This window comes from Janthinobacterium psychrotolerans (assembly GCF_001677885.1).
In the GTDB taxonomy this organism is placed as follows: Bacteria; Pseudomonadota; Gammaproteobacteria; order Burkholderiales; family Burkholderiaceae_D; genus Janthinobacterium; species Janthinobacterium psychrotolerans.
On record NZ_LOCQ01000048.1, the window covers coordinates 146,788 to 158,170 of the forward strand.

The 11,383-nt window shown below is 61.3% G+C and carries 8 protein-coding genes and 1 rRNA gene; 3 read left to right on the forward strand and 6 right to left on the reverse strand.

What is annotated here, in order from left to right; all coding sequences use genetic code 11:
• The first annotated feature begins 102 nt into the window (after positions 1-102).
• Entirely contained in the window at positions 103-1,275 is a 1,173-nt protein-coding gene (locus tag ASR47_RS07470) for an acyltransferase family protein (protein WP_065307124.1), read from the forward strand.
• On the opposite strand, the gene ASR47_RS07475 is transcribed toward ASR47_RS07470, so the two are convergent.
• From ASR47_RS07475 to ASR47_RS07490, 4 genes are all read right to left on the reverse strand, one after another.
• A complete protein-coding gene (locus ASR47_RS07475; protein ID WP_065307125.1) occupies positions 1,272-2,954 on the reverse strand; it encodes a long-chain-fatty-acid--CoA ligase in 1,683 nt (560 codons plus the stop codon). The two genes, ASR47_RS07470 and ASR47_RS07475, sit on opposite strands and share 4 nt — an antisense overlap.
• A gap of 54 nt (positions 2,955-3,008) precedes the next feature.
• Positions 3,009-4,691 carry a long-chain fatty acid--CoA ligase gene (locus ASR47_RS07480; RefSeq protein WP_065307127.1) on the reverse strand — a complete coding sequence of 561 codons (1,683 nt, stop codon included), beginning with the start codon at positions 4,689-4,691 and terminating at the stop codon, positions 3,009-3,011.
• A 269-nt stretch (positions 4,692-4,960) separates the two neighbouring features.
• Positions 4,961-6,016: an aminopeptidase gene (locus tag ASR47_RS07485; RefSeq protein WP_065307128.1), complete on the reverse strand. Its 1,056-nt coding sequence runs from the start codon at positions 6,014-6,016 to the stop codon at positions 4,961-4,963.
• A 1-nt stretch (position 6,017) separates the two neighbouring features.
• Positions 6,018-8,093: a molybdopterin-containing oxidoreductase family protein gene (locus tag ASR47_RS07490; protein ID WP_065307129.1), complete on the reverse strand. Its 2,076-nt coding sequence runs from the start codon at positions 8,091-8,093 to the stop codon at positions 6,018-6,020.
• 206 nt (positions 8,094-8,299) lie between these two features.
• On the opposite strand from ASR47_RS07490, the gene ASR47_RS07495 reads away from it, so the two are divergent.
• Positions 8,300-9,493, forward strand: a complete 1,194-nt coding sequence (locus tag ASR47_RS07495) for a M20 aminoacylase family protein (RefSeq protein ID WP_065307153.1) — start codon at positions 8,300-8,302, stop codon at positions 9,491-9,493.
• A 5-nt stretch (positions 9,494-9,498) separates the two neighbouring features.
• Here ASR47_RS07495 and ASR47_RS07500 read toward each other — a convergent pair whose 3' ends face one another.
• Positions 9,499-10,446: an NAD(P)-dependent oxidoreductase gene (locus tag ASR47_RS07500; protein WP_082988796.1), complete on the reverse strand. Its 948-nt coding sequence runs from the start codon at positions 10,444-10,446 to the stop codon at positions 9,499-9,501.
• Between the two features lie 51 nt (positions 10,447-10,497).
• On the opposite strand from ASR47_RS07500, the gene ASR47_RS07505 reads away from it, so the two are divergent.
• Positions 10,498-11,058 (forward strand): acyloxyacyl hydrolase, encoded by a 561-nt coding sequence (locus ASR47_RS07505; protein WP_065307132.1) that lies wholly within the window; start codon positions 10,498-10,500, stop codon positions 11,056-11,058.
• A gap of 215 nt (positions 11,059-11,273) precedes the next feature.
• Here ASR47_RS07505 and rrf read toward each other — a convergent pair.
• A 5S ribosomal RNA gene (gene rrf, locus ASR47_RS07510) occupies positions 11,274-11,383 on the reverse strand; the annotation flags it as partial.

Below are 11,383 nucleotides of genomic sequence, written 5' to 3' on the forward strand. Positions count from 1 at the left end.
CCGCCACTGGTCACAAACAGCCTTCGATTGGTCACTTTTTGCTGGTTCGCCCGGGCCGGCCCGCCTATGCTGGGGTCATTCCACCACCACCAGCCACCCACCATGACCCATGCCTCCCGCCGCCACGATATCGACGCCTTGCGCTTTCTTGTCTTCAGCCTGCTGATCGCCTACCACACAGCCATGCTCTACCTGGCCGGCGCCGACTTCCACATGAAGAGCACTTACCTGACCGACAGCCTGAACTTTCCGATGGTGTTCATCAACCGCTGGCGCATGGAAATCGTGTTCCTCATTTCCGGCGTGTCGTGCGCCATGATGACGCAAACGTCGCGCGGCGCCTTCCTGTGGCGCCGGGTGCAGCGCCTGTTGCTGCCGCTGCTGTTTGGCGTGCTGGTGGTGGTGCCGCTGCAGCCGTATTGCGAAGGCGTCAGCAATGGCCTGGTGGCGCCTGGCTATGGCCAGTTCCTGCTCGATTACTTTGGCCACCATGCCTGGCCGGCCGGCGCCTTTACGGGCTGGAAAACCAGTTTTACCTGGAATCATCTGTGGTATCTGGTGTATCTGCTGCTGTACACCATCGTGCTGGTGGCGCTGCAGCCGATGCTGGAAAGGCTCCGGCCGCTGTTCACCGGCCTGCGCGGCTGGCGCCTGCTGGTGCTGCCCGCCCTGCTCCCACTGGCGGCCACCGTCTTCCTGAAACTGCGCTACCCGGAAAACCATGCGCTGGTTAAAGACTGGTACGCGCACGCCATCTATTTCACCATGTACCTGTATGGCTGGTGGCTGGGCAATGACAAGGGCGTATGGCAGGAACTGGCGCGGCTGCGCTGGCACACGCTGCTGCTGGCGCCCTGCGCATTTGCCGTGTATGTCGGCTTTGACCTGGTGTATTCGGAAAACCTGCTGACCTGGGCGTCAAGCGGTTCCTGGCCGATGCGCAATCTGTACATGTGGCTGGCCATTTGCGCCATCCTGGGCTGGTCGCATACCCTGCTCAACCGTCCGTTTGCCTGGCTGGCGTGGGCGCGCCAGGCCGTCTATCCCTGGTATATCCTGCATCAGAGCGCCATCGTGCTGCTGGCCTACTGGCTGGTACCCCTGAAGCTGGGGCCAGTGGTGGAACCAGTGCTGATACTGGCCGGTACGGTGGCGATCTGCTGGGGACTCACCTCGCTGCTGATCAGCAAGGTGAACTGGCTGCGCGTCTGTTTCGGTTTGCCCGCCAGGCCAGCGCGCAGGCTGGCCGCGGGCAAAGCACTGCCTGCGGTCTAGGCGACTTTTTTCTCGTCACGCAACTGACGGCGCAAGATTTTTCCGACATTGGTCTTCGGCAACTCATCGCGGAACTCGATGTATTTCGGTTTTTTATATGCTGTCAGTTCATGCTTGCAGTGCTCGCGGATCTGTTCCACCGTCAGGTTCGGATCCTTGCGCACCACAAACACTTTCACGGCTTCGCCCGAGTTACCGTCCGGCACGCCAATGCAAGCGCATTCGAGCACGCCCGGGCAGGAAGCGACCACGTCTTCCACCTCGTTCGGATACACATTGAAGCCCGAGACAATGATCATGTCTTTCTTGCGATCGACGATGCGCACATAGCCGCGCTCATCCATGATGCCGACGTCGCCGGTCTTGAAGTAGCCGTCCGCCGTCATCGATTTGGCGGTTTCATCGGGGCGCTGCCAGTAGCCGGCCATCACTTGCGGGCCTTTCACGGCGATTTCACCGGGCTGGCCCAGCGGCACTTCCACGCCATCGTCGTCGATGATGGTGACATCGGTCGACGGAATCGGCATGCCGATGGTGCCCGTGAATTCGGTGATGTCGACGCGGTTGCCGGTAACCACCGGCGAGGTTTCCGACATGCCATAGCCTTCGATCAGCGGGCAGCCGGTCACTTTCAGCCAGCGTTCGGCCACATTGCGCTGCAAGGCCATGCCGCCGCCGTTGCACACTTTATAGCTGGAAAAATCGAGCTTGGCGAAGTCGTCATTGTTGAGCAAGGCGTTGTACAAGGTGTTGACGGCCGGGAAGACGACAATCTTGTACTTGGCCAGTTCCTTGACGAAACCTGGAATGTCGCGCGGGTTTGGCACCAGCACGTTCAGGCCGCCCAGGCGCATGCCCATCAGCGCGCTGACTGTCAGCGAATAGATATGGTACAGCGGCAAGGCGCACACAAAACCCATCGAGGTGGCGCGCATCTCCTTCGTCATCACGGGCGCGATCCACGCCTCGTTTTGCAGCACATTGGCGATCACGTTACGGTGCAGCAGCATCGCGCCTTTCGAGACACCCGTGGTGCCGCCCGTGTATTGCAGGAAGACGATATCGTCGTGGCCCTGCTGGACCGGTTTGAGTTTCAGGCGTGCGCCTTGGGCCAGCATCTTGTTGAAACCGATGGCGCCCGGCAGATGAAAGGCCGGCACCATTTTCTTGATTTTGCGCACCACGAAATTGACGATCGTGCCTTTCAGACCCCCGAGCAAGTCGCCCATGGTGGCGACGATCACGTGTTTGACCTGGGTGTGCGGCAGCACCTGCTCGACCGTGGTGGCGAAGTTTTCCAGCACGATGATCGCCTCGCTGCCCGAGTCGACCAGCTGGTGCTGCAGTTCGCGCGGGGTGTACAGCGGATTGACGTTGACCACCGTATAGCCGGCGCGCAAAATCGCCGCCATCGCCACCGGATACTGCAGCACGTTCGGCAGCATGATGGCCACGCGCGCGCCGGGCGACAAGCCCTTGCTTTGCAGCCAGGCGCCCATCTGCAGCGACAATTTGTCGAGCTCGCGGTAGGTAAGGAATTTATCCATGCACACGAACGCATTGCGGTCCGCGTACTTCTGGAACGATTCTTCCAGCAAGTGCGTCACGGAGCGGTATTGCGTGCAATCAATCTCTGTCGGCACGCTGTCCGGGTACGACTTCAACCAAATCTTGTCCATCTTGCCTCATCTTTATCTGTGAAGGGACGCGCCGCCCTGGCGCATCCCGGTGTTTTAAGCCGTTACTTTCTGTTCGTCGCGCAGGGCGCGGCGCAAAATCTTGCCGACATTGGTCTTTGGCAGTTCATCCCTGAATTCGATGAATTTCGGCCGCTTGTAGCCCGTGAATTGTTCCTTGCAATAGGCCATCAGGGTCTCCACCGTCAGGTTCGGGTCCTTGCGCACCACAAACACTTTCACGGCTTCGCCCGAATGTTCGTCGGGCACGCCCACGCAGGCGCATTCGAGCACGCCCGGGTGGGCCGCGATCACGGCTTCGAGCTCATTCGGATACACATTGAAGCCCGACACCAGAATCATGTCCTTCTTGCGGTCGACGATTTTCACGTAGCCGCGCTCGTCCATGATGCCGACGTCACCGGACTTGAAGTAGCCGTCGGCCGTCATTACCTTGGCTGTCTCGTCGGGACGGTTCCAGTAGCCGCTCATCACCTGCGGGCCGCGGATGGCGATTTCACCGGCCTGGCCCAGCGCCACTTCATTGCCATCGTCGTCGAGGATGGCGATCTCGGTCGACGGAATCGGCAGGCCGATGGTGCCGGAAAACGCCGTGCTGTCGGCGCGGTTGCAGGTGGCCACCGGAGACGTTTCCGACAAGCCATAGCCTTCGATAATCGACACGCCGGTGGCCTGCTGCCACTTGTCATTGACCGATTTTTGCACCGCCATGCCGCCGCCGTTGGCAATTTTCAGGCCGGAGAAATCGAGCCGCGCAAAGTCGGGGTGATTCACCAGCGCATTGTAGAGAGTGTTGACGGCCGGCAGCAGGTTGAACTTGTACTTGCCCAGTTCCTTGATCAGGCCGGGAATATCGCGCGGATTGGGCACCAGCACATTCAGGCCGCCCATGCGCGTGCCCCACAGCGCGCAGGCCGTCAGCGCGAAGATATGGTACAGCGGCAAGGCGCAGATGATGGTCAGCTGCTCCTTGTTGTCCGGGTCAAGCGCGGCCGACGACCATGCTTCCGTCTGCAGCACATTGGCGATCACATTGCGGTGGCTGAGCGTGGCGCCCTTCGACACGCCGGTGGTGCCGCCCGTATATTGCAGGAAGGCCGGGTCATTGATATGCAGCTCGACGGGCGTCAACTTCATGCGGCTGCCGTGCGACAGCGCGCTCTTGAAACGCATGGCGTTCGGCAACGAATAAGCGGGCACCATCTTCTTGACGTTGCGCACCACGAAATTGACCAGCAGGCCTTTCAGGCCACCGAGCATCTCGCCCATGCTGGCGACGATGATGTGTTTCACAGCCGTCTTGCTCAGCACTTGCTCCAGGGTATGGGCAAAGTTTTCCAGCACGATGATCGCTTCGCTGCCCGAATCGTTGAGCTGGTGTTCCAGCTCACGCGCCGTGTACAGCGGATTGACATTGACCACCGTGTAGCCGGCGCGCAGCACGGCCGCGATCGCCACCGGATACTGCAGCACATTGGGCATCATCAGGGCCACGCGCGCGCCTTTTTTCAGGCCGCGGCTTTGCAGAAAGGCGCCCAGCTGCCGCGAATAGGTATCGAGCTCGGCATAGGTGAGGAATTTGTCCATGCAGACATAGGCATTGCGGTCCGCATATTTTTGAAACGCTTCTTCGAGCAAGTGCACCAGCGAACGGTATTGATCAGGATTGATCTCGGCGGGTACGCCGGGCGGATATGACTGCAGCCAAATTTTTTCCATGCTGTGCCTCTTGTCTCGAATAATCACGGGGGAGCCGGTGGATGTCGTCCGGCGCTGATTACTGCTGCGGATACGCTGTCCTGCAGTCATGATGAGCATTCTTAAGAGCAATTGCTCGATGCCGCTTACGCGATGCTATCGGGCGCACGCCTTCCATGCAAGCGCTTTCAGCAGGTTTAGAACAGGAACTCCAAGGCTATTTTGTGTTGCAATGCAGCATAGAAAATACAGCGTTGCAGGAACTGCCTGCTTGGCAAACATGACAATCTTTACGGGTCACGGGGCAGGCTGTGTTGCAGACGCCGGCGACGCTCAGGCGGGTCCAGCAGAGACAATGTGTGCACTGCAGCATAAAAAGCACGAAAGTTCTTTTTTTCTTCCAGCAATTTTTTAAAGGCTGGCAAAAATTGATCGTAGGTCGCGACCGAAGCGAGGTGGGCATTGCTCAAAGGCTGCTCGAACCAGCGGTCATAACCGCCATAACCTCCCCATTGCTGCTTGAGGATCTTGTACTCGTCTTGCAGTGCTGCAAACACCAGCGCCTTGCGCACGCGCTTGTCCGCGTCGGGCGCATCGCTGGCATACAGGGCCGCCAGTTGCGCCCGGTATTTGCGCAGCAGGGTCAGGAAATCGTGGCGCCGGCCCGTATATTGCAGATACGCGGCCTGCATGGCGGCATTGCCATCGTGCGCCAGCCAGCGCTGCACGCCGGCCTCTTCCACTGCGACGGCAAACGATTCGTTGAAGGCCGAGTCCCCTGGCACATACACCACCTGGTGCGCGAGCTCGTGAAAGATCATGCGCGCCAGTTCGGCGTCGTTATAGTTGATAAAGGTTGACAGCAGCGGATCGTCGAACCAGCCCAGGGTCGAATACGCCGGCACACCGCCGACCTGCACATCGTAATGCTGGGCGCGCAAAGTATCCGCATAGGCCTGCGCCTCACTCCTGTCATAGTAGCCGCGGTAGGTGACGCAGCCGGCAATCGGGAAACACCATTGCAGCGGCTGCAGCGACAGCTCCGGCGTGGCCACCACATTCCACAGCACAAACGGGCGCTGCACGGCGGCATAGGTCTTGTAGCTGCCATTGTCGGGCAGGCCCAGCTCGGTCACGGCAAACCGGCGGATCTGCTGCGCCTTGTGCAGGCGCGCTTTCAGGCGTGGCTCGGTGATCGGATCGCTCAGCCAGGCGTCGATCGGGCGCGCGGACGACCACAGCGAATACTGGCCCCGCGCCGCCTGCGTGTAATAGCGCAGCTGGGTGCAGCCAGCGAGCAGCAGACACAGCATGCCCAGCACTGCGGCGGCGGGCATGCGGGCCATGTCAGGCGGCCTTTTCCACTTCGACCAGCGTATCGTAGAAGGTCGGCGCGCGGCCCATGTCGGTCAGGCGCTGGCTGGTCACTTCATTGGCGTTCTTGCCGTCGCTGGCCAGTTTTTTCCACCATACCGACAGCCCCACCACCAGGCCGCGCCGCGCCTTGTCCGTCACGCGCACCTTGGCCACGAAGCTGCCGCGGTCATTGAAGATGCGCACCATGTCGCCCACGGCAATGCCGCGCGCGCTGCAATCATCGGGATGCATGTCCAGGTGCGGCTCGCCTTCGGCCGCGCGCAGGCTTTTCACGTTGACGAAGGTGGAATTCAAAAAATTGCGTGCCGGTGGCGAAATCATTGCCAGCGGAAAGCGCGCCGCCAGTTCCGGGTTGCTGGCCGGCGACTCATACGGTGCGATATAGGTGGGCAGCGGATCGAGCCCGGCGTCCTGCATGGCCTGCGAGTAGAACTCGCATTTTCCTGACGGCGTGGGGAAACCGCCATCGGCAAACGGCGCGTCGGGCATCGCCAGCTTTTGCCAGCCCGTCCGCTTCAGCGATTCCCAGTCGAAATGCACGGCGCGCGCATCCTTGGCGTCGAACGCCTGCGCCGCCAGCGCGTCGTCGCTGTCCTGGAAGCATGGGTCGTCAAAGCCCATGCGCTGCGCCAGCAGGCGGAAAATTTCCGTATTCGCTTTCGCTTCGCCCAGCGGCGCCACGGCCGCATTGTTGGCCATCATGTACAGATGGCCATAAGTCGAGTGCGCATCGACATGTTCGAGCTGGGTGGTGGCCGGCAGCACGATATCGGCATAGTCGACGGTATCGGTCTGGAAGTGCTCGAGCACGACGGTAAACAAATCCTCGCGCGCAAAACCCTGCGCCACTTTCGACGAGTCCGGCGCCACCGCCAGCGGGTTCGAGTTGTAGACGATCACGGCCTCGACTTGCGGGCCGAATTCGGCCGAGCTTGCTTTCAGCAGGTCGTCACCGATGGTGCTCATATTGATGGTGCGCGGCGTACCCTTCAGCAAATCGGGCCGCTGCAGCGCCTTGCGGTTGACGGGAAACGAGCCCGAGCTCGACAGCTGCATGCCGCCGGCCGCATGGCGCCAGGCGCCCGTCAGCGCTGGCAGGCAGGCGATATTGCGCACCGCCATGCCGCCGCCGCGCACGCGCTGCACGCCGTAGTTGGCGCGGATCGCCGCACCGTCACCGTTGCGGCAAGTCTGGCCGTACAGCCGCGCCAGTTCGATCACTTCCGTCGCGCTGATGCCGCAGACCTCGGCAGTGCGCTCGGGCGTCCACTCCAGTGCGCGCTGTGTCAGCCGGTCATAGCCCAGGGTGTGCTGCGCGATATAGTCGTGGTCGACGAGGTCCTCCTTGATCAACACATGCATCAGCCCCAGCGCCAGCGCCGCATCGGTGCCGGGCAGCAAAGCGATATGCTGGTGGCATTTTTCGGCCGTCAGCGAGCGGTAGGGGTCGATGGCGACCAGGGTCGCGCCGTTGCGCTTGGCTTCCTGGGCACGCATCCAGAAATGCAGGTTCGACGCAATCGGATTGCCGCCCCAGATAATGATCAACTTGGCGTTCTGAAACTGTTCCATGTCCGTGCCAACCGTCGCGCCCACTGTGTAGCGGTAGCCGGTGGCGCCGGCCGAGGCGCAGATGGTGCGGTCGAGCAGGGAGGCGCCAAGCTGGTTGAAAAAGCGCGACGACATCGACTCGCCCTGCACCAGGCCCATGGTGCCGCAATAGCTGTACGGCAAAATGGCCTGCGGATTGCGCGCCGCGATCGGCGCCAGGCGCGCGGCGATACTATCGAGCGCCTCGTCCCAGCTGATGGTCTCGAACTTGCCTTCGCCCTTCTTGCCCACGCGGCGCAGCGGATGCAGCAGGCGGTCCGCATGGTAGGTGCGCTCCGTAAAGCGCGACACCTTGGTGCACAGCACGCCAGCCGTGGTCGGATGGTCGGGATCGCCCTTGACAGCGGTAGCCACGCCGTCGGTCACGGTCACCAGCAAGGCGCAGGTATCGGGGCAATCGAGCGGGCAGGTCGCGCGCACTTGGGTGGTGGTCATGGTGCAATCCAAAAAGCGTCAGGGGAGCCGATACTGTAAACCATCGCGCGCCGGTCAGCCAGCGGCTGCGCACTTGGCAGGCTGTGCGCTGGCTCTGGAAGCGGGACACGGGCTACAATGGCTCAATCCCGCGCATGTTTTCGATCAAACGTGCCCGTCCCGGCGTGCCGTACACTGATGCGCGCCTGCATCTACAGGAGAATACGATGAAACTAGTTGAACCGATTCTGGCGTTTCAATCCGAGCTGCGACGGATCCGCCGCGACCTGCACGCCCATCCGGAATTATGCTACCAAGAACAGCGCACCTCCGACGTCGTTGCCGCCAGGCTGGCCGAGTGGGGCATCCCCGTCGTGCGCGGCCTGGGCCGTACCGGCGTGGTCGGCATTATCCGGAACGGCAGCTCCAAGCGCGCCATCGGCATCCGCGCCGACATGGACGCCCTGCCGATGCAGGAAATGAATACCTTTGAACACGCCTCGCGCCATCCCGGCAAGATGCACGCCTGCGGCCACGACGGCCACACGGCCATGCTGCTGGGCGCCGCCCACCACCTGGCGCACAACCGCCATTTCGACGGTACCGTGTATGTGATCTTCCAGCCGGCCGAAGAAGGCGGCGCCGGCGCGCGCGAAATGATCGCCGACGGCCTGTTTACGCAGTTCCCGATGGACGCCATCTACGGCATGCACAACTGGCCAGGCGCCGCCGCTGGCACCCTGAGCGTGGTGGCCGGGCCGATGATGGCGTCGAGCAATGAATTTCACGTCACCGTCAAAGGCAAGGGCGCCCATGCGGCCCAGCCCCACAAGGGCATCGACCCGGTGATGGTGGCGGTGCAGATCGCGCAGAGCTGGCAGACCGTGATTACCCGCAACAAGAGCCCGCTCGACACGGCCGTGCTGTCGATCACGCAAATTCATGCCGGCAGCGCCACCAATGTGATCCCCGACGACGCCAGCCTGGTCGGCACCGTGCGCACCTTTACCACGCCGTTACTGGACCTGATCGAAGAGCGCATGCGCGACATCGCCGTGCACACGGCCGCCGCCTTTGGCGCCGAGGTCGAATTCAGCTTCAAGCGCAACTATCCGCCGCTGGTCAACCATGCGAAAGAAACCGCGTTTGCCGTGGAAGTGATGAAACAGGTGGTCGGCGCCGACCAGGTCAATGACAATGTCGAGCCGACCATGGGCGCCGAAGATTTCGCGTTCTTCCTGCAGGAAAAAGCCGGCTGCTACATCTTTATCGGCAACGGCGATGGCGACCACCGCGACGGCGGCCACGGCCTGGGCCCATGCGTGCTGCACAATGGCAGCTACGATTTCAACGACAACCTGCTGCCAATCGGCGCCAGCTTCTGGGTCAAGCTGGCCGAAACCAGCTTGCCGCTGGCTTGATCAGATTAACCGAGTTTATCTGGAGCAGCACCGAGACGCTGGCCAGGATTGATGGCTTCCAGAGCCAGCAGGGCGGCGGCGTGGTCTGCCGTCGCATGGGTTGCGGCAAGCGATTCATAGCGCTGCGTGACCAGCTGCGTCACCGGCAGCGTGATATTGGCAGCCTCGGCCGCCGCCAGAATATTGTGCATGTCCTTGATCTGGCTTTTGACCTGGCCACCGGCGACGAAATTGCGCTCCAGCATACGCTGGCCATGCACCTCCAGAATGCGGCTCTCGGCAAAGCCGCCACGTATCGCCGTGCGCACGGCGGCCGCATCGGCGCCCGCCGCCTGGGCCAATAGCAATGCTTCGGCCACGATATTCAGGGTGGCGCCGACGATCAGTTGATTGCACAGCTTGGCGACCTGGCCGCTGCCGGCCGGGCCCACCAGCGTCGGACGTCCCATGGCGGCGAGAATAGTCGCCACCTTTTCATAATCTTCCTCGCTGCCGCCGGCCATGATGGCCAGGCTGCCGGCCTGCGCGCCGCCCACGCCGCCCGAGACAGGCGCATCGATAAAGGCATGGCCGGCCGCCTGCAAGGTCGCATGGAATTGCTGCGCTTCCGACTGTTTGGTCGAACTCATGTCGACCCACAAGGCCGAGGCCTCCATGGTCGGCAAGGCGGCTTGCAGCACCTGCGCCACGACCGGTCCGGCCTCCAGCATCGAGATCACGATCTGCGCGCCGGCGACGGCATCCGACAGCGATTCTGGCGCATTTGCCCCGGCCGCGCGCAATACCTGGGCCTTGCTGTGCGTGCGATTCCAAACTGTGACAGAATAACCCGCCTGCAGCAGGCGCCGGACCATTGGATCCCCCATCAGGCCAGTACCGAGAAATGCGATTTTTGTAGAGAATGTCAATTGAACCCCTGAGTATCGAGTGGCGAAAACGGCAGCAAGACGCATGCCTGTGCAAACAAGACAAGCCTAACGGCCAATTTTACGATGAAAGCCTCTATGTTCTTCAAGAAGAATCTCCTCACCCTCGCCGCGGCAGTGACCGCACTGATGGCCGCCAGCTCCAGCTTTGCCGCTGATGACAAGCTGATCGACTCCGTCTACGGCGAGTACGCCAAGGGCGTGAAAATCCAGATGGTACGCGCCGGCGTCACCTCGAACTGGGACAAGGCCTGGTTCGTATCGAACGGCACGCAGCTGAGCGGTTACTGGGATGCGAGCATCGGCGGCTGGGACGGCAAGAGCTACAAGAACGTTCCGGGTCAGCATCAGAAGCTGTGGGACCTGGGCTTTACGCCAGTGTTCCGCTTTGAAAACACCAGCAAGCGCGGCTTCTACGCCGAAGCCGGCATCGGCGTGCACATGCTGTCGAAGCTGTACAACAATGACGACGACCGCCTGTCGACCCACTTCCAGTTTGGCGACCATGCCGGCATCGGCTATGTGTTCGACAACAACTGGGAAGTCAGCGCCAAGATCCAGCACTTTTCGAATGGCGGCTACAAGAAGCCAAACAGCGGCGTGAACTACGGCGTGGTCAAAGTGGCTTATCACTTCTGATCTACGCACGTTCGAGGTTCTGTAGGTCGGATTAGCGGAACGCGTAATCCGACACCACCACGGTCGCGGCCAACAATGTTGTCGGATTACGGTCGCAGCCAACAATGTTGTCGGATTACGGGCCTGCGGCCCTAATCCGACCTACGCCCTTTTCGCCAGACGAAAAAAAACCCCGCTCATCACTGATCGGGGTTTTTCTCTACTGCGAATAACAAGCCTGACGATAACCTACTTTCACACTGGTTGCAGCACTATCATCGGCGCAAAGTTGTTTCACGGTCCTGTTCGGGATGGGAAGGGGTGGGACCAACTTGCTATGGTCATC